24 protein-coding genes and 1 pseudogene are annotated in these 24,196 nt (G+C 41.8%); 3 read left to right on the top strand and 22 right to left on the bottom strand.

The features are described 5' to 3' along the window. Window positions 1–57: 57 nt before the first annotated feature. The 6 genes and pseudogenes from prpF to H5232_RS10975 all read right to left on the bottom strand — a co-directional run bounded on the left by prpF (window position 58) and on the right by H5232_RS10975 (window position 6,801). Window positions 58–1,233: a 2-methylaconitate cis-trans isomerase PrpF gene (prpF, locus tag H5232_RS10995; RefSeq protein ID WP_182760814.1), complete on the bottom strand. Its 1,176-nt coding sequence runs from the start codon at window positions 1,231–1,233 to the stop codon at window positions 58–60. A gap of 11 nt (window positions 1,234–1,244) precedes the next feature. Beyond that, a complete protein-coding gene (locus H5232_RS24220; protein WP_259400127.1) occupies window positions 1,245–1,856 on the bottom strand; it encodes a hypothetical protein in 612 nt (203 codons plus the stop codon). Between the two features lie 444 nt (window positions 1,857–2,300). Further along, window positions 2,301–3,682: pseudogene (gene acnA, locus H5232_RS24215) on the bottom strand (aconitate hydratase AcnA); the annotation flags it as partial. A gap of 314 nt (window positions 3,683–3,996) precedes the next feature. Further along, a complete protein-coding gene (gene prpC / locus H5232_RS10985; protein ID WP_145233600.1) occupies window positions 3,997–5,121 on the bottom strand; it encodes a 2-methylcitrate synthase in 1,125 nt (374 codons plus the stop codon). A gap of 25 nt (window positions 5,122–5,146) precedes the next feature. Beyond that, complete coding sequence (prpB, locus tag H5232_RS10980; RefSeq protein WP_145233598.1) at window positions 5,147–6,025, bottom strand: methylisocitrate lyase; 879 nt, start codon at window positions 6,023–6,025, stop codon at window positions 5,147–5,149. Between the two features lie 71 nt (window positions 6,026–6,096). Further along, window positions 6,097–6,801 carry a GntR family transcriptional regulator gene (locus tag H5232_RS10975; RefSeq protein WP_145233596.1) on the bottom strand — a complete coding sequence of 235 codons (705 nt, stop codon included), beginning with the start codon at window positions 6,799–6,801 and terminating at the stop codon, window positions 6,097–6,099. 265 nt (window positions 6,802–7,066) lie between these two features. On the opposite strand from H5232_RS10975, the gene rsmF reads away from it, so the two are divergent. Both rsmF and H5232_RS10965 read left to right on the top strand, forming a co-directional pair. Further along, the gene (gene rsmF / locus H5232_RS10970; protein ID WP_182718766.1) at window positions 7,067–8,503 is read left to right on the top strand and encodes a 16S rRNA (cytosine(1407)-C(5))-methyltransferase RsmF; all 1,437 of its coding nucleotides are present in this window, start codon (window positions 7,067–7,069) and stop codon (window positions 8,501–8,503) included. Between the two features lie 375 nt (window positions 8,504–8,878). Then, window positions 8,879–9,703, top strand: a complete 825-nt coding sequence (locus tag H5232_RS10965; RefSeq protein WP_182731435.1) for a polysaccharide deacetylase family protein — start codon at window positions 8,879–8,881, stop codon at window positions 9,701–9,703. Here the strand turns inward: H5232_RS10965 and H5232_RS10960 are convergent. The 14 genes from H5232_RS10960 to yceD form a co-directional block, all read right to left on the bottom strand. Next, window positions 9,700–11,553: a metallophosphatase gene (locus tag H5232_RS10960; protein ID WP_149982362.1), complete on the bottom strand. Its 1,854-nt coding sequence runs from the start codon at window positions 11,551–11,553 to the stop codon at window positions 9,700–9,702. The genes H5232_RS10965 and H5232_RS10960 overlap by 4 nt on opposite strands. Window positions 11,554–11,560: 7 nt before the next feature. Next, entirely contained in the window at window positions 11,561–12,340 is a 780-nt protein-coding gene (locus H5232_RS10955; protein WP_145233593.1) for a TatD family hydrolase, read from the bottom strand. Between the two features lie 11 nt (window positions 12,341–12,351). Further along, window positions 12,352–12,678: a PilZ domain-containing protein gene (locus H5232_RS10950; RefSeq protein ID WP_145233592.1), complete on the bottom strand. Its 327-nt coding sequence runs from the start codon at window positions 12,676–12,678 to the stop codon at window positions 12,352–12,354. 7 nt (window positions 12,679–12,685) lie between these two features. Beyond that, window positions 12,686–13,582, bottom strand: coding sequence for a DNA polymerase III subunit delta' (holB, locus tag H5232_RS10945; RefSeq protein ID WP_149982363.1), 897 nt, complete (start codon window positions 13,580–13,582; stop codon window positions 12,686–12,688). A gap of 1 nt (window position 13,583) precedes the next feature. Beyond that, window positions 13,584–14,213 (bottom strand): dTMP kinase, encoded by a 630-nt coding sequence (tmk, locus tag H5232_RS10940; protein WP_149982364.1) that lies wholly within the window; start codon window positions 14,211–14,213, stop codon window positions 13,584–13,586. Between the two features lie 54 nt (window positions 14,214–14,267). After that, window positions 14,268–15,269, bottom strand: coding sequence for an endolytic transglycosylase MltG (gene mltG / locus H5232_RS10935; protein WP_182760809.1), 1,002 nt, complete (start codon window positions 15,267–15,269; stop codon window positions 14,268–14,270). Next, complete coding sequence (gene pabC / locus H5232_RS10930) at window positions 15,263–16,105, bottom strand: aminodeoxychorismate lyase (RefSeq protein ID WP_259399427.1); 843 nt, start codon at window positions 16,103–16,105, stop codon at window positions 15,263–15,265. The genes mltG and pabC overlap by 7 nt, the downstream gene beginning before the upstream one ends. 54 nt (window positions 16,106–16,159) lie before the next feature. Beyond that, window positions 16,160–17,398: a beta-ketoacyl-ACP synthase II gene (fabF, locus tag H5232_RS10925; RefSeq protein ID WP_149982366.1), complete on the bottom strand. Its 1,239-nt coding sequence runs from the start codon at window positions 17,396–17,398 to the stop codon at window positions 16,160–16,162. Window positions 17,399–17,516: 118 nt separating this feature from the next. Further along, a complete protein-coding gene (gene acpP, locus H5232_RS10920; protein ID WP_016707440.1) occupies window positions 17,517–17,753 on the bottom strand; it encodes an acyl carrier protein in 237 nt (78 codons plus the stop codon). Between the two features lie 240 nt (window positions 17,754–17,993). Then, a complete protein-coding gene (fabG, locus tag H5232_RS10915; RefSeq protein WP_145233587.1) occupies window positions 17,994–18,740 on the bottom strand; it encodes a 3-oxoacyl-ACP reductase FabG in 747 nt (248 codons plus the stop codon). A 12-nt stretch (window positions 18,741–18,752) separates the two neighbouring features. Further along, window positions 18,753–19,679, bottom strand: a complete 927-nt coding sequence (gene fabD, locus H5232_RS10910) for an ACP S-malonyltransferase (RefSeq protein WP_145233586.1) — start codon at window positions 19,677–19,679, stop codon at window positions 18,753–18,755. Between the two features lie 59 nt (window positions 19,680–19,738). Continuing rightward, entirely contained in the window at window positions 19,739–20,782 is a 1,044-nt protein-coding gene (gene plsX / locus H5232_RS10905) for a phosphate acyltransferase PlsX (RefSeq protein WP_145233585.1), read from the bottom strand. Window positions 20,783–20,794: 12 nt separating this feature from the next. Beyond that, window positions 20,795–20,965 (bottom strand): 50S ribosomal protein L32, encoded by a 171-nt coding sequence (rpmF, locus tag H5232_RS10900; RefSeq protein WP_002962381.1) that lies wholly within the window; start codon window positions 20,963–20,965, stop codon window positions 20,795–20,797. A 9-nt stretch (window positions 20,966–20,974) separates the two neighbouring features. Next, entirely contained in the window at window positions 20,975–21,499 is a 525-nt protein-coding gene (yceD, locus tag H5232_RS10895) for a 23S rRNA accumulation protein YceD (RefSeq protein WP_145233584.1), read from the bottom strand. Window positions 21,500–21,641: 142 nt separating this feature from the next. Between yceD and H5232_RS10890 the strand changes: the two genes are divergently transcribed. Next, the gene (locus tag H5232_RS10890) at window positions 21,642–22,235 is read left to right on the top strand and encodes a nucleoside triphosphate pyrophosphatase (RefSeq protein ID WP_182718734.1); all 594 of its coding nucleotides are present in this window, start codon (window positions 21,642–21,644) and stop codon (window positions 22,233–22,235) included. 18 nt (window positions 22,236–22,253) lie between these two features. On the opposite strand, the gene H5232_RS10885 is transcribed toward H5232_RS10890, so the two are convergent. Together H5232_RS10885 and rluC are read right to left on the bottom strand one after the other, a co-directional pair. Next, window positions 22,254–22,898 carry an HAD-IA family hydrolase gene (locus tag H5232_RS10885; protein ID WP_182718733.1) on the bottom strand — a complete coding sequence of 215 codons (645 nt, stop codon included), beginning with the start codon at window positions 22,896–22,898 and terminating at the stop codon, window positions 22,254–22,256. Beyond that, window positions 22,895–23,854, bottom strand: coding sequence for a 23S rRNA pseudouridine(955/2504/2580) synthase RluC (gene rluC, locus H5232_RS10880; protein WP_145233581.1), 960 nt, complete (start codon window positions 23,852–23,854; stop codon window positions 22,895–22,897). Before rluC ends, H5232_RS10885 begins: the two co-directional genes overlap by 4 nt. Between the last annotated feature and the right edge of the window lie 342 nt (window positions 23,855–24,196).

Raw genomic sequence — 24,196 nt, 5'->3', positions numbered from 1 at the left:
CACATAAATAAGAGAGGAAAAGTAACTTAGCAGTCACTTTTCGTTTTATTACATTAATTAATTCGCCTCAGGTACTCGGACAACGCCTTCCATTAGCACACGAGCACTACGACTCATACTGGCCTTGGTAACCTGCCACTTACCGTTTTGAAGTATCGCTTGCGCGCCTACAGTTAATGTACCTGACGGATGGCCAAAATTAACTTCGCTCAACTGACCGCCACCAGCTGCAAGATTAACGAGCGATCCTGCTATCGCAGCTGCGGTGCCGATTGCAACAGCGGCAGTACCCATCATGGCATGATGAAGTTTCCCCATCGACATGGCACGTACCAGTAGGTTGATATTATCACTGTGAATTTCTTTACCGCTTGAAGCTAGGTATGTCATTGGTTTATTAATAAATGCCACTTTTGGTGTATGTTGACGCGCTGCCGCCTCACTAATATGAGCGATCAAGCCCATTTTAACTGCCCCATGCGCTCTAATAGACTCAAGCTTAGCTAATGCTTGTTCGTCATTATTTATATCATCTTGAAGTTCAGTGCCGGTATAGCCGATATCTGCTGCATTAACAAAAATAGTAGGGATACCCGCGTTGATCATAGTGGCTCTAAGTACACCAAACTCAGGGACTGCTAGTTCATCGACCACATTGCCTGTTGGAAATAGCGCTCCATCGCCATCCGCTGGCTCAATGAACTCTAATTTCACCTCAGCGGCGGGAAATGTCACCCCGTCGAGTTCAAAGTCACCCGTTTCTTGTACTTCACCGTTGGTCATTGGCACATGCACTAAAATGCTTTTTTTAATATTAGCTTGCCAAACTCGCACTATAGCCACACCGTTTTCTGGAATACGGCTAGCATCAACAAGACCATTACTAATTGCAAATGCGCCAACTGCAGAAGTTAAATTGCCGCAGTTTCCGCTCCAATCAACAAACGCTTTATCAATAGCAACTTGGCCAAATAAGTAATCAACATCGTGATCAGCTTGCTCACTTTTACTTAAAATAACGGTTTTACTGGTACTAGAAGTAGCCCCCCCCATACCATCGGTTTGTTTGCCATATGGATCTGGGCTACCAATCACTCGCAGCAATAAATTATCTCGCACAGAACCTGCCACTTGTGCAGCCTCTGGTAAATCGCTGAGATTAAAGAATACCCCTTTACTAGTGCCACCGCGCATGTAGGTGGCAGGTACTTTAATTTGTGGTTTAAATGTCATAGCTGTTTTCCTTATACACTTTGCGTGGCTTCTAAAAAGTCTTGAGCAAAGCGTTGTAATACGCCACCTGCAGCATAAATGGATAGTTCTTCTTGAGTATCAATACGGCACTTTGTTGGCACATTTAATACTTCACCATCAGTGCGGGTAATCGTTAAATTAACGCTCGCACCTGGTGTTAATTCACCAGTTACATCGTAACTTTCACTACCATCTAGCTTAAGCGTTTTACGGGTGGTGCCCGCTTTAAATTCCAGCGGTAATACCCCCATACCAATTAAGTTAGTACGGTGTATACGCTCAAAACCTTCTGCAGCAATAACTTCAACGCCTGCTAAACGCACGCCTTTGGCTGCCCAATCACGAGAAGAACCTTGGCCATAGTCAGCTCCTGCAACAATAATTAATGGTTGTTTGCGCTGCATATAGGTTTCGATTGCTTCCCACATCCGAGTAACTGTGCCCTCAGGCTCAATACGGGCATATGAGCCTTGTTTCACTTCGCCATTTTCAATCACCATTTCATTAAGTAATTTAGGATTAGCAAAGGTTGCACGTTGTGCAGTTAAATGGTCGCCGCGGTGCGTTGCATACGAGTTAAAGTCTTCTTCTGGCACACCCATATGCGTTAAGTACTCACCTGCTGCACTACTGGCCATAATTGCATTTGACGGTGATAAATGATCAGTTGTGATGTTATCGCCAAGTACCGCTAATGCGCGCATACCTTTCATGGTACGCTCACCAGCGAGTGCGCCTTCCCAATATGGCGGGCGGCGAATATAAGTACTTTGTGGGCGCCAATCGTAAAGTGGGTCGTTATCTTCACCGTAATCAACGGTTAAATTAAACATCGGCTCGTAAACCTTCTTATACTGCTCAGGTTTTACGCTTTGTTTAATCACTGCATCAATCTCTTCATCTGATGGCCAAATATCTTTTAAGGTTACGTCATTGCCCTGCAGGTCTTGTCCGAGTACGTCTTTTTCAATATCAAAACGAATAGTTCCTGCAATGGCATAGGCAACTACTAATGGCGGAGACGCTAAAAATGCTTGCTTAGCGTATGGGTGAATACGGCCATCAAAATTACGATTACCAGAGAGCACTGCCGTGGCGTATAGGTCGCGATCAATCACTTCTTGTTGAATAACGGGATCAAGCGCGCCACTCATACCGTTGCAGGTAGTGCACGCAAAGCCAACAATACCAAAACCAAGTTGCTCTAATTCTGACAGTAATTTGGCATCTTCAAGATACGATTGCACTGTTTTTGAACCCGGTGCTAATGAGGTTTTAACCATGGCTTGCGAGTTAAGCCCTTCGCATTTGCATTACGCGCAATAAGACCAGCTGCAATGACGTTACGTGGATTACTGGTATTCGTACAACTAGTGATAGCAGCAATAATACAGGCACCGTCCGGCATTAAACCATCTTCATTTTCAACAACCCCAGAGATCCCCTGCACTGCCAAATCACTGGTTGAAACACGGCGATGCGGATTTGACGGTCCAGCAATATTGCGGCCAACGCTTGATAGATCAAATTTTAATACCCGATCGTACTGCGCTGTTTTTAGGCTGTCGCTCCACAGACCGGTAGTTTTTGCGTAATTTTCAACTAAGGCAATTTGCTCTTCTTCACGTCCTGTTAGGCGTAAGTAATCAATGGTCATCTGGTCGATATAAAACATCGCTGCGGTGGCACCAAATTCTGGTGTCATATTTGAGATAGTAGCGCGATCGCCTAATGTCAATGCATCTGCGCCTTCACCATAAAACTCTAAATAGCTTGATACGACACGCTGGCCACGTAAAAACTCAGTGATCGCAAGCACGATATCCGTTGCTGTAATACCCGGTTGACGTTTGCCACTGAGTTCAACACCAATAATATCGGGCAAACGCATATAAGAGGCGCGGCCAAGCATCACGCTTTCGGCTTCAAGGCCGCCAACACCTACTGCAATGACACCTAACGCATCAACATGCGGTGTGTGGCTATCAGTACCGACTAAGGTATCAGGAAAAGCAATCCCATCGCGGCTTTGGATCACCGGCGACATTTTCTCAAGGTTGATTTGATGCATAATGCCGTTACCCGGAGGGATCACATCAATATTTTTAAACGCAGTTTTAGTCCAATTAATAAAGTGGAAACGGTCATCGTTACGTCTATCTTCAATAGCGCGGTTTTTTTCAAAAGCATCAGGATCAAACCCTGCGTATTCAACGGCTAATGAGTGATCAACAATCAGCTGTGTTGGTACTACTGGGTTAACTTTAGCTGGATCGCCGCCTTTGGCTGCAATGGCATCACGCAAGCCAGCTAAATCAACCAGCGCTGTTTGTCCCAAAATATCGTGACAGACTACGCGCGCGGGATACCAAGGGAAATCTAAATCTTGTTTGCGTTCGATAAGCTGCGACAGAGCTGCGGTTAGCATTTGCGGCTCACAGCGGCGTACTAAATTCTCTGCTAAAACACGTGATGTATAGGGTAAGGCTGCGTACGCACCAGCCTTAATTTCATCAATTGCAGCTTGGGTGTCAAAATAATCGACATTAGAGTTAGGTAAGGGTTTTCTGTATTTAGTATTGTTTATGATAGTCATTACAAGACTCGCTAATTTGGTGACGGTGGTCGCACACGTATAGCGTGTTTAAGGGATGTATGAAAAAAGAGGCCTTAAAAACTATGCGCTAGTGGCAATGTGCAAAAAATAAAAGGTGAGCGTATTTTCGCCCACCTTTAATAGTCTTAACGTGATTCGATTGGCGTATAACTACGCGCTTCTGGCCCAGTGTAATCTGCACTTGGACGAATAATACGGTTATTAGCGCGTTGCTCTTTTACGTGTGCGGTCCAGCCTGTTACACGGCTCATAACAAAAATAGGGGTGAATAACTTAGTTGGAATGCCCATAAAGTGATACGCCGATGCATGGAAAAAGTCTGCGTTACAAAATAACTTCTTCTCACGCCACATAATTTCTTCACAGCGCACTGATACTGGATAAAGTACCTCGTCGCCTAGCTCTGCAGCGAGTTTTTCAGACCACTTTTTAATGATCACATTACGTGGATCTGATTCGCGATAGATTGCGTGACCAAAGCCCATAATTTTATCTTTACGCTCCAGCATGCCCATGATTTCTTGCTCTGCATGGTCTGCATCTTTAAAGCCTTCAATCATATCCATTGCCGCTTCATTCGCGCCGCCATGTAATGGGCCACGTAACGTGCCAATGGCACCTGTTACACAAGAGTGAATGTCAGATAATGTCGATGCACAAACGCGACCAGTAAAGGTTGAGGCATTAAATTCATGCTCTGCATATAAAATCAGCGATACATTCATCACTTGAGCAAATAACTCTGATGGCGCTTTATCATGTAGTAGCGTTAAAAAATGCGCGCCAACTGAGTCATCATCAGTTTGTGTTTCAATACGCACACCGTCGTGAGTAAAACGATACCAGTAACAAATAATGCTTGGGAATACCGCAACCATACGGTCAATGGCATCATTAGCCTGACTAAAGTCATGCTCCATTTCAAGGTTACCTAGCATAGAGCAACCTGTACGCATAACATCCATTGGGTGCGCGTCTTTTGGAATGTTTTCAAGTACAGTTTTCAGTGCCGGTGGTAAACCACGTAAACTTTTTAGTTTAGCTTTGTATTCGCTAAGCTCTGCAGAGGTCGGTAATTCACCGCGCGAAAGCAGGAAAGATACTTCTTCAAACTGCGCTTTTTCAGCAAGCTCTGCAATGTCGTAACCACAATACGTTAAGCCTGAACCGGTTTGCCCTACTGTACAAAGTGCTGTTTGGCCTGCTACTTGTCCGCGAAGTCCTGCGCCGCCTAATGCTTTATCTACCATGATGTGTCTCCTGTTGAATTTATTATTATTTATCAGATTTTGCTGAAAAAAGGTTATCGAGTGTATTTTCATACGAGTGATAATCTAAAAAGTCATAAAGCTCAGCACGTGTTTGCATATTTTCAATTTGGCTCTGTTGAGACCCTTCATTTAAAATTGCTGAATAGACGTTAAGTGCCGCTTTATTCATTGCTCTGAACGCGCTGAGTGGGTAAAGCACCATTTCTACGCCTACATCACTTAGTTGCTCTTTAGTATAAATTGGCGTTTGGCCAAACTCAGTAATGTTGGCCAAAATAGGCACATTAATCGCTTTGGTAAAGGCTTGATAGTCGGCAAGATCGTGTACGGCTTCTGCAAAAATCGCATCGGCGCCGGCTTCAACACAGGCTGCTGCACGTTCAATCGCGGCATTTAAGCCTTCTTTTTGAAACGCATCAGTACGCGCCATAATGTAAAAGTCACTGTCAGTTTTAGCATCAACAGCTGCTTTAATACGGTCAACCATCTCGCTTTGCGAGACAATTTCTTTGTTCGGGCGATGGCCGCACCGCTTTTGCGCTACTTGGTCTTCAATATGAAACCCCGCCGCGCCAGCTTTGGTCATCTCTTTGACTGTGCGAGCAATATTAAATGCTCCACCCCAACCAGTATCGGCATCAACAAGTAATGGTAAATCGCTGGCACCTGTGATGCGGCGAATATCTTCCAAAACATTATCAAGACTGGTCATCCCCAAATCAGGCATACCAAATGAAGCATTCGCGACACCTGCACCTGAAAGGTAAATTGCTTGATGACCCATTTTTTCAGCCATCATCGCCGTGTAAGCGTTGATTGTGCCGACGACTTGTAATGGATGATTATTGGCAATCGCCTGTTTAAATTTTAATCCTGCTGACATTACATTCTCCTAACTTTGAACGGGGTTGCTTTATGACAACTTATATTTTTTAATGGTTTAATATGACGTTTTTACTGCTCCGCGCGCTCATTTTGCGCGGCATGTAAATTAAACTTCGTTTGTATATTGGCTTGCGATGCACTGATATGGCGCTTCATCAATAACTCAGCTAATTCCCCATCATGGTTTTCAATCGCATTAATAATGGCTAAGTGCTCATCAAACGCTTTTGATACGCGAGGCCCAACCATACCCATTTGCACACGATACATACGAATTAACTGATAAAGTCCGTTACTCAATAAGTGAATAAGGTGGTCGTTTTTACTGCCTTTAATAATGCGATAATGAAAATCCAGATCGCCGGCTTCTTGATAGTAAGATTCACCCTCTTTTACACGTTGTGTTTTCAGATGCTGATTAAGTAATTGCTTTAAACTTTGTACTTCATCGGGTGCCATATTGTCGGCAGCTAAACGACACGCTAAACCTTCAAGCGCACTGCGAACTTGATATACTTCTATTAAACGTTCAGCTGTAAGTGCCACAACACGACAACCCACATTCGCTTTACGCTCAACTAAATAACAACTTTCAAGGCGGTTAAGCGCTTCACGAAGCGTTGCACGGCTTACACCATAACGCTTTGCCAGTTCTGGCTCGGATATCTTGCTACCTTGAACAATACTGCCTTCGACAATTTCTCGACGCATATCCACAAATACCTGATCTGAGGCGGTAGTAATAGGTGTTTCACTAAAAGCATCTTGCGTCATTATTCACCTTTCCAAGATTGTCGACAATTTACGGATACACTATGGTCTTTAGCTGTAAATGTGTCAACCCTAAATCAGTAAAAACTGCGTTTTAAAACGGCTATTGTCGACATAAGTATAATAAATAATGTTTAAAAACACTTAAAACACACATTTATGCACCAAGTGTCGACAGGTTTGCATACTTTAAAAGATTATTTAAGGCACTGCTCTGAGCCACTAATAATGCTAGAATACAACTTTAAAATTCTCTGTGAGCACGACCTTGGACGCCAATACCTATATTCCCCAGCATTTTATAGATGACGTAAAGACCTATTTACCTGCACACCTAACATTGGATGACTTTCTCAATGCCTGTCGCAGACCGCTTCGTAAATCTGTACGTGTCAATACGCTTAAAATGTCGGTTGAGGATTTTCAGCAGTATGCCCTTGATAGAGGCTGGACATTAAGCCCAATCCCATGGTGTAGCGAAGGTTTTTGGTTAGAGCGCAGTGAACATGAAGAGCAAGCTCTGGCACTGGGTAACACGGATCTACATTTAAGTGGCGCTATGTATGTACAAGAAGCCAGTTCGATGCTGCCACCAATAGCACTCAAAGACGCATTAACTGATGCAACTCATGTGCTCGACATGGCATCCGCTCCTGGCTCTAAAACTTCACAATTAGCAGCATTAATGAATAATCACGGGGTATTGGTTGCCAATGAATTGTCGTCATCTCGTTTAAAAGTACTCAGCGCAACCTTAAAGCGTATGGGAGTTGGCAATTGTGCATTGTCGCATTTTGATGGGGCTATTTTTGGCGATTATATGTATGAATGCTTTGACAGTATTTTACTCGATGCCCCATGCTCTGGCGAAGGTACGGTTCGAAAAGATGCTGATGCCTTAAAGAATTGGTCGATTGAGTCAAACATTGATATTGCCAAAGTGCAAAAAAACTTAATAAAAAGCGCTTTCTATGCATTAAAACCAGGCGGTACATTAGTCTATTCAACCTGTACTTTAACCCCGCTCGAAAATCAGCAAGTGTGCGAATATCTTCTCACTGAGTTTACAGAACATCTTGAAATACAACCATTAGATCATTTGTTTGCAGGTGCAGAGCGAGCCACAACCAGCGAAGGCTATTTGCATGTCTGGCCGCAAACATTCGACAGCGAAGGCTTTTTTATTGCTAAGTTTAAAAAGCTTGCTAGCTGCGATAATCCAAATCAAAAAGTAAAAAAAGGTGCATTCCCTTTTCAGCCGTTTGACAAAAAATCCAGCCAAGCATTTTACACTGAGCTAAAAAAACAATTTGACCTGACATCACTCAGCGGCTCACTAATGCAGCGCGATAAAGAACTGTGGCTATTCCCTGAGCAGTTTGCCGCCATTGAAAACAAAATAAAATACGCGCGACTTGGTATCCACCTCGGCATGATCCACAAAAATGGGGTGCGTCTTAACCACGAATTTGCCACCGTATTTGGTGGCCAATGTAAGGCTAATGTAATTGCGCTAAGTAACGAGCAGGCCAATGACTACTTTCAAGGTAAAGATATTCGTTTAAGCGAACCTAGCAACGCACTTGGCGAAGTGGTTTTAACCCTTTGTGGCTGTCCGATAGGGCTTGGAAAATGGCAAAAAAATAAAATTAAAAACTCCTTACCTCGAGATTTAGTACAAAACACTCAACTGATCAGCTGGTGATAATAATAAGGTGTGGATAAGTTGGCAACAACCAATGTATAAAATTTAAGCTTTGCGCTTCGTTTTAAGACAAACAGTTGTTTTATAAGCAGTATAAAAAATCATCATTTATTGGGTTTTTTTACATATGTTAACTACACTTAATATTACTTTCTACTTCTCCCTTAATGAACTTAGAAGGTGTTTTTAAAGTTAGCGCAGGCTCATTAGAGCCATCCCCTAAGCCCAGAACAATGCGGATTCGTTCTGGGCGTTTTTTTGTCTATAAATAAGCTATCGTCTTGAAATTTATTCAGTCTCAGTCACATAGGTAATCATTGCTTTATTACACATAACTTGTTTCTATATATAGACTAAGAAAGTGTAAGGACTACCATGTTAAAAATATCTTCATTGATCATGACTATTTCAGTACTGTCATTCTCTGTTATTGCCAATCCTGAGTCGCAAAAATACCTTGGTTTTAATTACCCGCATAAAGCGCAAAATGCTGTGAGTATCACGTTTGATGATGCCCGTCACAGCCAAGTCGATGTTGGCGCTGCGATTTTGAACAGGCACCAAGTCAAAGCAACTTTTTATGTTTCCCCTTTTAACGTCAAGCAGCGCCTAACTCAGTGGCAAGACGCGGTAAAATCGGGCCATGAAATTGCAAATCATACCAGCAGCCACGTATGTACAGGGAATTTTGAATGGTTAAGAGCACAAGACTTATCACTTGAACACACTACACTCAAGTGGCTTGAAAATGATATTTTATCAGCGCAGCAATACCTAAAAGATCATTTAGGAGTGACCCCTCGCGCCTTTGCTTATCCGTGCGGCAATACATTTGTTGGCCGGGGCATTGATACTAAGAGCTACGTGCCTTTAATCGCTAAACATTTTGACAGCGGCCGAACTTGGTTAGATGAGTCAGCTAATAATCCTAATTTTACTGATTTTGCACAGCTAACAGGACTTAGGATCGACGGAATGAGTTTTGATGAAATCATTACCATGCTGGATCAATTACGGGAAAATAATGCTTGGTTGATTTTGGCGGGCCATGAAATTGGTAACGGAGATCAATATACCACTGACGCAAAAGTACTCGAGCAATTGCTTGTTTATCTGAAAGATCCTGCTAACGGTTATTGGTTAGATACAGTAAGTAACGTTAGCGACTATGTAAGACAACAGCGCAAACCATTAAATTAATCATTGCTTAAATCAAACTCTGTGGTGCGATTATCGGGATGGAGTAACTGATAACGCGCCAGCTTTCCTTGTTGTAATTCAATCAAACTAATCGCTGAATCACTCACCAAGTATTTTTGCCCCTCCCCGATGGTTTGATGTTTATCGACTTCCATCTGCCAACGCTTTGTAAAAAAGTTTAACGGGCTTTTCGGCGCGTATAAAATCGAGTCTAACTTATCCAGCACGTTAATTAATTTACGCGGAAACTCATTTTTAATACCACTGGCAGTAAGTTGCCAAATTCTATTGGGGTGCTTACCAAAGCGTTTCTGTACGGAAAAACAGAATGAGTAATGTACATCACCCGATAAAATAAGCGTTTCTTTAGGGGTATCGTCACGGCGAAAGGTATCCAGTAACTTTTTAGCTGAGCCTTCGTGGGCCATCCAGTTTTCAACATCAACTAATAGTGGCTGTCCGCAAATATTAAACAATGACTGAATAGCTTCAATTGATTTAACGCCAAACACCGGTGCGGGTGAGACAATGATCACTTGTTCATGAGTCACTAAACTTTCTTCGAGCTCAGTGAGACGCTCCCAATCAAGTAGACCAGAGGGCTCATTAAAGTTTTGCTCATTACGCCAACGATGAGTGCGGGTATCCAGCACGACCACTTTAGGCACAGTATTCAGCTCATAATGCCAATGATTAAACTCGAGAATGGTTTTATCAAACGCTTTAAATTGCCATTGTTTTTGCTCAGAAAAACTCGTCTTAAACGCATCAAGTAAAGCGGCTGTTTTATGACCTGCATCATTGCCAAAGCCTTGCATCAGCCAATAACTGATCAAGCCATTATTAACAATACGGCGGCTAACTGGATGTTGGTAAATAACCTGCTCCCAACCAGCCGTCAAGTTCCAATCATCGGTAACATCATGATCGTCAAACATCATTAACGTTGAAATATTTGCCAGTAGCACCTGAACGTGTACTAAGCCATTTTTAAAATCCGTTAAAGCTGCTTTTTCATTATCAAAAACTTGCTGGCATTTGGGCGAGCTTGCTTGATAGCTAATACTATCAAAGTCAATTAAGTCCCACAGTAACGGGCTAAAATTGAGTAAATAAAGGGCTATAAACTCTTCAAAAAAGATCAAGTGATTTGCAGCTTTTAAGCTTGAAAAATGTGGCTCATCTTTTTTTAGCCAATAGCCAACCCCTATTTTATTGCGTTTTTGCCAAGGGACCGTCGGTAAATATAAGTGGCGCTGATAAAGTTGTTCACTTAACTGTGCAGGTAAATCAATTGCCAGTGGTTGCTCTTGGTATATTCCTAATACGCTGATCAGTCGTTCAATTGCTAATAACATCGCACCAGCAACATCATCGGCATACACTTGATCACCAGAGAGCAGTAAAACATCCGCCCCGGTTTTATTTACACTGCGATTTTGCTGTTGAAAATCATTCGCAGCCACTAAGCTATCTTTTGCAGGATGATGTGGGTTACGGCATGAGCCATGTAAAATCTGCTCAAGTTTTTGCGGGATCACAAATTCAGGGGTGGCTTTTCCTTGATAACAAAAATCACTTAAATCAACGTCTAAGTTGCTGTTTAATAGGCGGTAGCTGATCAGCTGATTAACAGGCAATGTTGCGGCAATCGGTTTTACGATCACAAAGTGCAAGTAAAGATGAGTACCTAAAGCAATGCTCTGTTGCTCACTAAAAACGTCTATATCATCAAATTCAATACTAAATTGTGATGCTACAGACGTTGCAAACTGTATGCAAACCTCTGCAGCATCAGCTCGGCGCACCATCGGCCCCATTATTAATAGAGGAAGTGATGCTGTGCTCATATGCTAATTAACCTTTGTTCACTAAGTTGAACAATGAGTAGAAGTTTTCCGTAGTCGCTTTGGCTAGCTCTTTGTAGCTAATACCTTTTAAATCAGCAATGTAATAAGCAACATCTTGCACATAAGCGGGCTGATTAGTTTTCCCACGATACGGTACTGGCGCTAGATAAGGCGAGTCTGTTTCGATTAATAATCTATCAAGTGGAATTTGTTTAACAACATCTTTAAGCTCTACGGCATTTTTAAAGGTCACAATGCCAGAGATAGAAATATAAAAGCCTAAGTCGATGGCTTTTTTAGCCATATCCCAATCTTCAGTAAAGCAATGCAATACACCACCACACTTTTGTGCGTTATGTTCACGCATTAAGTTTATGGTGTCGTCGCGCGCATCGCGAGTATGGATTATAAGTGGTTTTTGTAACTCGTTCGCCACTTCAATATGACCCACAAAACTTGCTTGTTGCACGGCATGGGTGTCTTTCGAATAATAGTAATCAAGCCCTGTTTCGCCAATTGCTACTACTTTATCGTGGCTTGCTAAATCAATTAAGCGTTGTTTATCAAGTGCGTCTTTTTGATCAAGCGGATGAACACCACACGAGGCAGAGACATCACTATAGCCTTGAATTTTTTCTAGCATACTAGGGAATTGATCAAGTGTGACACTCACACATAAAAAGTGTTCAACTTGTTTAGCCCGTGCACTATCAAGTACTTGGTCTAAGTTTAAATCGAGTTTATCAAAATCGAGTCGGTCTAAATGGCAATGAGAATCTACAATCATGTTACTGCTTACTACATGGTATAAGTTGGATTACCAGAGTTTAACATAGTCCCTAGTAGTTTTTCGATCTTCACATTTAGGTTAGTTTTATCATCGATAAAACTAATACCAATGCCCGGTGGATTAGAACTTTGCGCGCCTTGTGGCGTGATCCATGTAACTTTTCCGGTTATTACATCATCTTCAAGCGCATCCGGTAATGTCACTTTTAATGCCAATGAATGACCCATCTCATAACGCATATTAGTGCGCACAAATAGTCCACCATTTTTTAAATACGGCATATAGCAGCGGTATAATTCATCTAGATCATCTAAATCGACTAATAATTCTTGCACAATAATCCTACTTATAGCTTTTACGTAAACGATACGCTAAACGAGACACTGCCAACGGCAAGTTCAATCCTAATATCTGTGTACTGTTTTGCACAAATTCGGCCAATGCATTTTGCGCACTCTGATATGAATCAAAATCCATTCCAGCAATGAGTTGTTGTTTTAATTGTTCGCTTAAAAATAAACAAAAGACGCGAACACGCTCTGTATCTTTACTGATAATATCAACTAACGCACTGAAATTATGGCCTTGTTTTAGCTCAGTTGCAAACTTATACAATTCATCGATTACCTCCAGCTGCTCATCTTGTTGCCAACGGGCAATCAATAATGGCTGCTGGGTAAACATTTTTAACCATGGATATGCAGGAACGTGCAGTTGGGAAATCCAATTCATAGCAACATTGGCGTCATTCACTTTTACTTGTGTAAGCGCGCAGCGACTTAAAATAGTGGCCGGTAATTGCGTTGTCGCACTCGTTGTTAGTAACAAAAATCGCTGCGGGCTGGGCTCTTCTAACGTTTTAAGTAAGGCATTGGCCGCCGCTGTGGTCATTTTATGGCAATCATTGATCACCACCACTTTATTGGCATTTTGCGCCGCTGATTGATGCATGAAATCGCTGACACTGCGAATATCATCCACACCAATGCTTTGTCCATCAGCTTGCACTACATATTTGTCAGGATGAGTAACCGCTTGATTTAAATGGCAGCTCTTACAATGCCCACAAGGGACTAAGTTAGTTGCAGACAAGCACAATAATGCATTAGCCAGCTGCTCCACTAAGGCGCGCTTACCAACACCTTGTTGACCATTAAATAATTGTCCATGGTGAAAACGCCCAGCATTAAAACTGGCTGCTAATTGCTGCTCAACATTGCTAAGCCAAGGATAAATCATGTTAATTGTTACTTTTCATAAATTGTTCAAGCACGGTAATAATATCTTGATGTACTAATTGCATACTTTGACCTGCATTAACTGTTTTAATAGTGTCATCACTATTTGCGAGTTCTAAATAGCGTGCGCGGGTACGTTCAAAAAAACTCAATGCTTGTTGTTCTATACGATCCAGTTCACCGCGTCCTTTCGCACGGGCAAGGCCCACCGCAGGTTCAATGTCCAAATAAATGGTCAGATCTGGTTTTAAACCTTTTAATACAATATTGGCGAGAGAATCTAACGTAGTAGCGGCAATTTCACGTCCGCCGCCTTGGTAAGCTTGCGATGATAGATCGTGACGATCGCCTAATACCCATTGTCCTTTAGCAAGTGCTGGACGAATAACATTATGTAGCAGTTGCGAACGGGCTGCATACATCAGCAGTAATTCTGTTTCGCTGGCAATCTGTTCGACATGGTTATCTTTTACAATAGTGCGCAGTGCTTCAGCGATGGGTGTCCCGCCGGGCTCGCGTACATTAATAAAATCAACTTTGTGCTGCTCTAAAAACTGTTGGCAAATTGCTATAGCTGTCGATTTACCGGCCCCTTCTAAGCCTTCAATCACAATAAATTTTGCTGCTGTCATGATCTCTCTTTTTAGTTTGAGAAAGCATTAATCGGCTTTCTCGTTTTATATTTTTTACTCTGATTTGCTTAACTGTTTTTGATAACGTAAGTAATCTTGTACTGCTTTGTTATGTTCTTTTAAGGTTTTAGAAAATTGATGGCTACCATCGCCTTTGGCAACAAAATAAAGGTACTCAGACTCAGGTGGATTGACTGCTGCAAGTATTGCCGCTTTTGACGGCATAGCAATCGGCGTAGGCGGTAAGCCATTAATTTTATATGTATTATACGGAGTATGATTAGTTAAATCTTTACGTTTTATATCACCATCAAAGTCAGCACCAATGCCATAAATCACGGTTGGATCAGTTTGCAAGCGCATTTTTGTATTTAGTCGATTAGTAAATACAGAGGCTATTAATGGCCGTTCGCTGGCAAGGCCTGTTTCTTTTTCAATAATTGAGGCCATAATCAATGCTTCGTAGGCCGTTTTAAACGGTAAATCAGCAGCCCTGTTTTGCCAAGCCTCATCAAGTACATTTTGCATTATTTTATGCGCTCGTTTGAGCACTGAGCTTGTCGTATCATTAGCATGATAATAATAGGTATCAGGAAATAACCACCCTTCTAAATGCTGATCAGAGCCGACTATTTGCTGAGATAACTCACCAAGACTTAAATCTTGACGAAGGTACTGGGCTTTACTTATTGCCGCTAACACGTCACGAAGTGACTGACCTTCAATAATTGTAAAACTAAAGCTTACTTGTTTACCTTGATTGATTTGCCGAATGTTATCAAGCACCGTGGCGTTATTAAGTTGATATAAACCAGCTTTTAAATCCGTCAGTGTCGGATCGAGTTTCGCGAGTATCTGATAACGTAAGCACCCATCTAACCATTTTTTTGCTTGCCACTGTTGGCAGAGTTGATTAAACCCCGTGCCTTTTTTAACTTCAAACAACGTATTCGCTGGCGCTTTTAAACTACTGTTAATAGTAGCTTGCAACTGTTGATAACCAACTCCAGTTACCAATAATGCTAGCAACACAATCGATATAATCACTCTTAACACGCAGACTCCTTGGTAAATAAACCATGCAATAATACTAAACTGTTTGCTAACTCAAACTGCATACCATCAATCGCTGTAACAGGCACAATTCCCATTAAGCTATTACAACTAAATACTGCCTCCATTTGCAGCAATTGTTCTAGCTTAATATCAGTAAATTCAATGGTTAACTTATCACACAGTGATTGCAGATAAACCCCTTGAATGCCACAGTTTTGCAAACTTGGACTAAAAACTCGACCATTTTTAATAGCAAAAATATTTGCCGCAGAGGTTTCAATCACATTATTGTGATAATCACACACCATCACATCATCACAATCTTGCCCTTGCATGGCACGTTTGATCATTACTTGCTCTAAACGATTTAACGTTTTCAAACCAGCAAGCAGTGGTTGCGATGCAAGTTGCACAGGACTAATAGCAAGTTTAATACCTTGTTGTGCTAATTGAGCGTAGTGTGAAGGAAACGGTAATAGCGACAGTACAATCAATAAATTGCTTTGTTCAGGAAGGCCATAACCACGCCCTCCTTCACCACGTGTAACCACTATTTTTAACACGCCCAGCGAAACCGTCTTAATATACTCAGCGATTGCTTGCTGCAGTGCCGATAAATCCAGCTCACCAAAACTAAGTCGCTGCGCGCATTCAACTAATCGTGCCCTGTGAAGTGGCCAATGCTCTACTTCAGCATCAACTATTTTTGCAGTTGTAAAAAAGCCATCGCCATAATTAAAGCCGCGATCATTGCTACTTATGCTAACGCCTTGCTGTGGCGTGACTAATTTTATTGTTTGCGCTATGTGAGTTTTTTGTTTTGGCATATTTTGCATATAAAAAAGCCCAGTAACAACTGGGCTCTTATTTTGTCTCGTTGTTAAAAAAGATTATACCTTTTTAAATACCAACGAGCCATTAGTACCACCAAAACCAAATGAGTTACATAATGCGTAATCAAGTTTCGCATCACGAGCCGTGTGTGGAACGTAGTCCAGATCACAGCCTTCATCAGGGTTATCAAGATTAATTGTTGGTGTTACTTTTTGATCTTGTAACGACAAAATAGTGATAATTGATTCAACAGAGCCTGCTGCACCGAGTAAATGACCCATCATAGATTTTGATGAACTCACCATCACATCTTTGGCAGCATTACCAAAAATTGACTTAACTGCAGAGGTTTCTGCTTTATCGCCAGCGTTAGTCGATGTACCGTGAGCATTAATATAACCCACTTGATCTGCATTGATTTGCGCATCGTTTAAAGCATTTTCCATTGCCAAGGCTGCACCGGCACCATCTTCTGGTGGCGACGTCATGTGATAAGCGTCACCGCTCATACCAAAACCAACCAACTCAGAATAGATTTTTGCACCTCGGGCTTTCGCATGCTCGTATTCTTCAAGTACGATAACACCTGCACCATCAGCAAGTACAAAGCCATCACGGTCTTTGTCCCATGGACGTGATGCAGCTTGCGGATCGTCGTTTCGGGTTGATAACGCACGTGCAGCGTTAAAACCACCCATACCAATTGGCGTTGAGGCTTTCTCTGCACCACCGGCAACCATCGCATCAGCATCACCATAAGCAATCATGCGCGCAGCGTGACCAATGTTGTGTAAACCTGTTGTACAGGCTGTCACGATAGAGATATTTGGACCACGTAGACCGTGCATAATCGATAAATGACCAGAGATCATATTGATAATGGTCGACGGCACGTAAAAAGGAGAAAGCTTACGTGGGCCACTGTTTAATAACTTTATGTGGTTTTCTTCAATAAGCGTTAAACCACCAATGCCCGAACCCACAGCAACACCAACGCGGGCTGCGTTTTGCTCTGTGATCTCAAGGCCAGAATCTTGTAGTGCTTGTACACCTGCGGCAATGCCATACTGGATGAACAAATCCATTTTTTTAGCATCTTTTGCCGGCATATAGGCTGACGCATCAAAATCATTCAGCAAACCAGCGAACTTGGTGCCAAAACTAGATGTATCAAAATGAGTGATAGTTTGGATACCACTTTTGCCATTTAACAAGCCTTGCCAGGTTGATTCAACATCATTACCTAGCGGCGTCAACATTCCTAAGCCAGTTACGACGACTCGACGTTTAGCCACGGTTTGCCTCCAATAAGGGAATTATTATTTTTCTGGTGGGTATTAATACCCAAATGCGTGGAAATACAGGGTATAGATAGATTAAGGGCAGCGAACGCTGCCCTTAATATGCGATTGATTACTCAGCGTGAGCCGTTACGTAATCGATTGCAGCTTGTACTGTAGTGATCTTTTCAGCTTCTTCATCTGGGATCTCAGTATCGAACTCTTCTTCAAGAGCCATTACTAATTCAACAGTATCAAGTGAATCTGCGCCTAAGTCATCAACGAAAGAAGCTTCATGCTTTACTTCTTCTTCTTTAACACCTAGTTGCTCAATGATGATTTTCTTTACGCGTTCTTGGATGTCGCTCATTCTTCTTTCCTTTATTAAAAACGCCAATGCGTTATTTTCAGATTGCGGCGTAGTTTACGGCGCATAATTCTGTGATTCAAGGATTTGCTGATAATTTTTTATCTGGTCAAACCTCTTGACGGTTATTTGTGTCTTTTATCGCTTATTTTCAGCACGAATTCAAGTATGTTTAAAGCAAGTTAACAAAAAATTCAACATTTTTCGACAAGCCGCCTCAAAACAAAATAGGAACAAAGTTCCTTACACCATGTACATCGCACCATTTACGTGCAAAGTTTCGCCTGAAACATACGCTGCTGCATCAGATGCTAAGTAACATACTGCGGCGGCAATTTCATCCGGTTGGCCTAAACGCCCAGCAGGAACATTAGCAAGCGTAGCTGCTTTTTGCTCGTCAGTTAAGCTGTCGGTCATATCTGTTTGAATAAAACCAGGAGCAACTACGTTGACTGTAATACCACGAGAAGCAACTTCACGCGCTAACGACTTAGAAAAACCAATTACACCCGCTTTAGCTGCTGCGTAGTTAGCTTGCCCTGCATTACCCATTGTACCAACAACTGAACCTATATTGATAATTCGACCGTTTTTCTTTTTCATCATCGGGCGTAACACTGCTTTAGATAAACGAAAAACTGAGCTCAAGTTAGTATCAATGATATCGTCCCACTCTGCATCTTTCATACGCATAAGTAAGTTATCGCGGGTAATACCAGCATTATTTACTAATACGTCGATATCGCCTAAATCTGCTTTTATCGCAGCAAGTGTCGCCTCGATCGACGCAGGATCAGTTACGTTTAACGCATAACCTTTACCATTCTCGCCTAAGTATTCGCTGATATTTGCAGCACCAGACTCGCTGGTTGCAGTACCGGCAACTTTAGCACCTTGTGCTACCAATGTAGTGGCGATTGCTTTACCAATACCGCGACTAGCGCCTGTAATTAGGACAACTTTGCCCTCTAACGAAAATAAATTTGCCATTTTTTCCTACTCTTATTTTGCTTCGTCAATGGCAGTTTGGCTATTCACCGAACCACATACCATTGCTTTATCAATGCGTTTAGCAAGACCCGTTAACACCTTCCCAGGACCAAACTCGTAGCTTTGGGTAATGCCCTGTGCTACCAATGCTTGTACTGTTTCTGTCCATCGTACTGGACTGTATAGTTGACGTACTAATGCATCTTTAATAGCATCCGCTGAACTTGCAGCTGTTACATCAACATTATTAATTACATCACACTTAGGTGTATTAAATGTTAAAGCAGCTAAATCTTTTGCTAATTTTTCTGCCGCTGGTTTCATTAGTTCACAATGTGAAGGTACGCTTACCGATAAAGGCAACGCACGTTTTGCACCAGCTTCTTTACACGCTTCTGATGCTCTGTCTACTGCGGCTTTATGACCTGCAATCACAACTTGACCCGGTGAGTTATAGTTTACTGGTGCAACCACTTCACCTTGTGCTGATGCCAAGCACGCGGCTTTAATTTCGTCATCACCTAAACCAATGATCGCAGCCATTGAACCCACGCCTGCTGGCACAGCTTCTTGCATATATAAACCACGGTTTTCAACCAATTTTACAGCTTCGCCTAAGCTCAACACATCAGCACATACCAGCGCTGAGTATTCACCTAAACTGTGACCTGCCATCGTTACGTCTGCATCTGGATTTGCAGCAAGCCATTGGCGGTAAATTGCCACTGATGCTGTTAATAATGCCGGTTGCGTACGATGGGTTTGATTTAATTCTTGTTCTGGACCATTAAGTACTAATGCAGCCAAATCATAACCAAGTGCCGCTGATGCTTGCGCAAACGTCGCTTTAACAATATCAGATTGCTCTAATAGTTCACTTAACATACCCACAGATTGTGAGCCTTGACCCGGAAAAACAAGTGCAATTTTTTGTGCCATACTTTGCTCTTTTAATTAAACAAATAAATAAATGTTTAAGTACACACCTGACATAGTAATTAATCGTCAGTTGCGACTTTTTTAGTTGAATGTGTTTGCTCGAAGATAGCTGCAATTTTTTCAGGAAGTTGACGTTCCACCTCTCTAGCAGCTTCGTCGATAGCAGCATGAAATGCTTTAGCTGAGGCATTTCCATGGCTTTTTACGACAATACCGCGCAATCCTACCAGAGAAGCGCCGTTATACTGGTCGGGGTTCACCCGTTTATAGAGTTTTTTTATTACTGGCTGTAACATAAATGCTAAACATTTATAGAAAAAGTGCTTTTGCAGTGCTTTGGTAAGCTTAAACATAATCAGCTTGGCAATCCCTTCACAGGTTTTCAAAGCCACATTGCCCACAAAACCTTCACAGACGATCACATCTGATTTACCAGTAAAAATATCACTACCTTCGCTGTAACCAGTATAATTAAGGTAGCTACATTGTTGCATCAGTTGTGCAGCTTGTTTGATATCTTCATGGCCCTTAATGTCTTCGGAGCCAATATTTAATAAACTCACTTTTGGACTATCACAGCCCAGTGCTTGCCCTGCGACAACCGAACCCATAATGCCAAATTGATATAAGGTTTGTGCATCACAATGCACGTTCGCACCTAAATCAAGTAAGTAAACCGGATTTTTTCGCTCAGTTGGCACAGCCGAGATCAATGCAGGACGTTTTACGCCTGGCAACATTTTCAGCACATAGTGAGCCATAAATAATAATGCACCGGTATTTCCGGCACTAACGCACGCTTGTGCCTCACCTGATTTAACTAAATCAAGAGCAACGCGCATTGAGGAATCTTTTTTAGATCGCACAGCAGAAGACGGTTCACAACTATTGGTGACTACTTGACTACAATGACGAATTATTAAACGAGGATGAGATAGAGAATCGAGAGACTCAAGTTCTTTAGATATTACTTGTTCGTTGCCACATAAGATCAATCTTAGATTGGCATTTGCATTTACCGCGTTAACGGCTGCGGGGATAGATGAACGGGGGCCATAATCGCCCCCCATCATATCTAACGCAATTGTTAGATTGGTCAGCATAAAAGCAATCTCTTATTTAGAAATTACTTGAACGCCTTTGTAGTAACCATCTGCAGTCACATGGTGACGACGATGAGTCTCACCAGATGTTTGGTCTACAGTTAAAGTTGGACCACTGATCGCATCGTGTGAACGGCGCATGCCGCGTCTTGCACGAGACTTTTTGCTTTTTTGTACAGCCATAGTCTTCTCCTAAGAATCTTTCTTAAGTTGTTTCAAAATATCAAATGGATTTGGTTTATCATCTTCCGCTTTTAAAACACCAAAGCTGGCAGGCTTTGCTGAATAACTGCATGAAGCTTCGTTGTGGGTAGCAACTAATGGCACGGCTAAAATTAGTTCGTCTTCGATTAAATCAAAAACGTTAACTTCACCATTTTCATCAAGCGCTACTTCATCGTAGTCTTCTGGAAAAATCTCTAACTCTGTATCCTCACCGACTGGTGAATAAACAAAGTCTTGAACCAAATCCAACCCTAAATCACCATTACAACGTTGACAAGTGACAGTAACATGTGTGGACAAATTGCCTCTAATCACAGCGAAACCTTGATCATCGTTTTTGCAATGAATTTTTACCGCTATTTCACCTACTTCTTCCTGCACAACTTCCCGTAAACGGGTAAGTTTTTCAAGCGGTACAATGCCGTCATACTTTAAACGGTGTTGCGCTGCCTTGCCTGGATGAAGAGTGATGGGAATTTTCACCTTTTGCATAGGGGCTGCATCATATAGATAGTTACTTGGTTAGTCAAAGTAAAAAACCAATTTTAGCTGGTTTTTCGCGATTCATTTCTTTGTTTTGCCAACGGATCTGATTTATCCTAACTCAATCTAATTTTCATTAGGAAAACAATCCATGCAGCACCCGCTTATTTTAGCCTCAAGTTCACCCTTTCGTCAGTCTTTATTGCAAAAATTTAATCTGCCGTTCGACAGTTTTTCACCTGGTATTGACGAATCAGCACTACCCGATGAAGCCCCAGTTGAACTTGTAAAACGCTTAAGTGAACTCAAAGCACGCGCAGCCACTACACTTTTTAAACAAGGCTTAGTAATTGGCTCTGATCAAGTTGCCGTATTTGAGCAACAAATCTTAGGCAAACCACACAACAAAGAAAATGCCATTAAACAACTGAGTTTATTTAGCGGTAATACAGTCACATTTCTAACGGGCTTATGTGTTTATGATATTCAAAGCAATAAAACAAAAACCCTAGTTGAACCCTTTAATGTTACATTTAGAACACTGACACAAGCACAAATATCTGCTTACTGCGACGCAGAGCAACCCTACAATTGTGCAGGCAGCTTTAAAAGCGAAGGCTTAGGTATTTGTTTATTTGAAAAGCTTAGCGGTGATGACCCTAATAGCTTGATTGGTTTACCACTTATCAAACTCAGCCAATTATTGACTGAGTTTGATCTGGATGTGTTAAGTAATCAAGACTAACTATTTATTCACTACGACTTAAACTAAACGCGCAGCTAGTTGCTGATACGAATCAACTGTCGCAATCGGTGTAAACTCGTTTAGCTGCTGGGCGTTATGCACCCCCATAGTTACACCTAAACGGTCAATATTGGCCGCTTTTGCCATCGCCATATCTATTTTGGTGTCGCCAATCATCAGCGCATCATCATGGCTAATATTGAGTTCATCGAGCAGTTGCAACAACATATCAGGAGCTGGTTTTGACAATGCATCATCACTGGTGCGGGTCGCTACAAAGTAATCCCGTAACTGTGTTTCATCCAGCAAGCGTTCAAGGCCGACTCGGCTTTTGCCGGTAGCAACAGCTAATAATACGCCACGGTTTTTTAATGCCGCTAAAGTCTGTTCTACATCAGCAAATAAGGGTGTAGGCGTGTTATCAAGATGTTTATACTGATGCTTATAACCGGCGATTAAATCAGCGTGTAAATGGCTCTGCTGAGGAAATAACACCGTCACGGCCTGCTCAAGTGATAAACCAATGATATTTTTAACCGCCTCGTCACTGGGGCAAACTACACCACAGACTCTCGCAGATTGATGCATGCAGTTAACTATTTTAGCCACTGAATCCATCACCGTGCCATCCCAATCAAATATAACTAATTTATAGGGTTTCACGGTTTTGCGGCACGTAACGTTTTAATACAATTAGCCAGCGCTTTATCAAGCGGCGCTTCTACTCGCATAGTAGTTTCATTTTTTGGATGATAAAAACTCAAATCGTGCGCATGTAAAAATAATCGCCCTAATCCCACTTTACGCATCGCCGCATCAAATGCTTGGTTGCCATACTTATCATCACAAGCAATTGCATGACCTTTACATTGTGTATGCACACGAATTTGGTGAGTACGACCTGTTACTGGTGATGCCTGCACTAACGAACATTCAGCAAAGCGCTCCAGTACTTTAAAACGAGTATGTGAAGGTTTACCTTCAACGTTATCCACACGTACTACTCGTTCACCTGATTGTAGGGTGTTTTTACGCAGCCCTTCGGTGACATTTTTAGTTTTAGAATCCCATTGCCCATCAACCAATGCCCAGTAATTCTTTTCCATGGTTTTTTCACGTAACTGTTCATGCAAGCTGGTCAACACTGAACGACGTTTCGAGATTAACAAACAGCCTGATGTATCACGGTCTAAACGATGTACAAGCTCTAAACTGCGCTCATCTGGGCGCAATACGCGCAATGCTTCAATTAAACCATAACTGAGCCCACTGCCGCCATGCACAGCCATGCCTGATGGTTTGTTAATGACGATAAGGTATTTATCTTCAAATAAAATAGCCTCTTCAAGTTTGGTTACTACATCAAGGTTTTTAGGCACAAACTCTTCACGTTCAGCTATTTGTATTGGTGGAATACGAACGATGTCATCGAGTTGTAATTTATACACAGGTTTGATGCGTTTTTTATTAACCCGCACTTCCCCTTTGCGAAGAATTCGATACACAGCGCTTTTAGGCACCCCTTTTAAATGAGTAATAAGAAAGTTATCAATCCGTTGACCTAAATGGTCTTCGGTAATCGTGACGAAAGATACTTGTAAGCCGGTTTTTTCTGACATTGCCTAATCACTGATTTAAGTAAAATAATTTTAGTTGCTAACACAGTTATAATAATGGGATAATCACCGTCGCAAATATATATTTGCAAATAACAACGGTGCTTTTTAACACATTAAAACATTCGTGATGCACATTCTGGGTAATTGATCATACAGATCCGAGATAAGTTTTCCAAAGCTTTTATACATACCCAGTTTACACGTGCCTTCAATTAACTCCGATGCGTGTAATATATCGCCAGTTAAGTTTGAGCATGAAGTGTTATTTAATGTTGATGAAAAAAGCAATTTGAACAGATAATTTGTCTGATCGTGACGGCGTACAATACGCCGTTCAGCAGA

The organism is Pseudoalteromonas sp. SG41-5 (assembly GCF_014164495.1).
GTDB classification, from domain to species: domain Bacteria; phylum Pseudomonadota; class Gammaproteobacteria; order Enterobacterales; family Alteromonadaceae; genus Pseudoalteromonas; species Pseudoalteromonas rhizosphaerae.
The sequence above is the reverse complement of the archived record's forward strand: the minus strand, read 5'-3'. Positions and strand labels throughout refer to the sequence as shown.

Bases quoted from the DNA above. Each gene is read 5' to 3' on its own strand.
- tmk (WP_149982364.1), bottom strand. From the start codon at position 14,213: ATGACAGCAGCAAAATTTATTGTGATTGAAGGCTTAGAAGGGGCCGGT.
- yceD (WP_145233584.1), bottom strand. From the start codon at position 21,499: ATGCAAAAGGTGAAAATTCCCATCACTCTTCATCCAGGCAAGGCAGCG.
- holB (WP_149982363.1), bottom strand. From the start codon at position 13,582: ATGATTTATCCTTGGCTTAGCAATGTTGAGCAGCAATTAGCAGCCAGT.
- plsX (WP_145233585.1), bottom strand. From the start codon at position 20,782: ATGCTGACCAATCTAACAATTGCGTTAGATATGATGGGGGGCGATTAT.
- prpF (WP_182760814.1), bottom strand. From the start codon at position 1,233: ATGACATTTAAACCACAAATTAAAGTACCTGCCACCTACATGCGCGGT.
- H5232_RS10890 (WP_182718734.1), top strand. From the start codon at position 21,642: ATGCAGCACCCGCTTATTTTAGCCTCAAGTTCACCCTTTCGTCAGTCT.
- H5232_RS10960 (WP_149982362.1), bottom strand. From the start codon at position 11,553: ATGAGCACAGCATCACTTCCTCTATTAATAATGGGGCCGATGGTGCGC.
- rpmF (WP_002962381.1), bottom strand. From the start codon at position 20,965: ATGGCTGTACAAAAAAGCAAAAAGTCTCGTGCAAGACGCGGCATGCGC.
- acpP (WP_016707440.1), bottom strand. From the start codon at position 17,753: ATGAGCGACATCCAAGAACGCGTAAAGAAAATCATCATTGAGCAACTA.
- pabC (WP_259399427.1), bottom strand. From the start codon at position 16,105: ATGCAAAATATGCCAAAACAAAAAACTCACATAGCGCAAACAATAAAA.
- fabD (WP_145233586.1), bottom strand. From the start codon at position 19,679: ATGGCACAAAAAATTGCACTTGTTTTTCCGGGTCAAGGCTCACAATCT.
- prpC (WP_145233600.1), bottom strand. From the start codon at position 5,121: ATGGTAGATAAAGCATTAGGCGGCGCAGGACTTCGCGGACAAGTAGCA.
- prpB (WP_145233598.1), bottom strand. From the start codon at position 6,025: ATGTCAGCAGGATTAAAATTTAAACAGGCGATTGCCAATAATCATCCA.
- H5232_RS24220 (WP_259400127.1), bottom strand. From the start codon at position 1,856: ATGGGTGTGCCAGAAGAAGACTTTAACTCGTATGCAACGCACCGCGGC.
- fabG (WP_145233587.1), bottom strand. From the start codon at position 18,740: ATGGCAAATTTATTTTCGTTAGAGGGCAAAGTTGTCCTAATTACAGGC.
- H5232_RS10965 (WP_182731435.1), top strand. From the start codon at position 8,879: ATGTTAAAAATATCTTCATTGATCATGACTATTTCAGTACTGTCATTC.
- rluC (WP_145233581.1), bottom strand. From the start codon at position 23,854: ATGTCAGAAAAAACCGGCTTACAAGTATCTTTCGTCACGATTACCGAA.
- H5232_RS10975 (WP_145233596.1), bottom strand. From the start codon at position 6,801: ATGACGCAAGATGCTTTTAGTGAAACACCTATTACTACCGCCTCAGAT.
- H5232_RS10955 (WP_145233593.1), bottom strand. From the start codon at position 12,340: ATGATTGTAGATTCTCATTGCCATTTAGACCGACTCGATTTTGATAAA.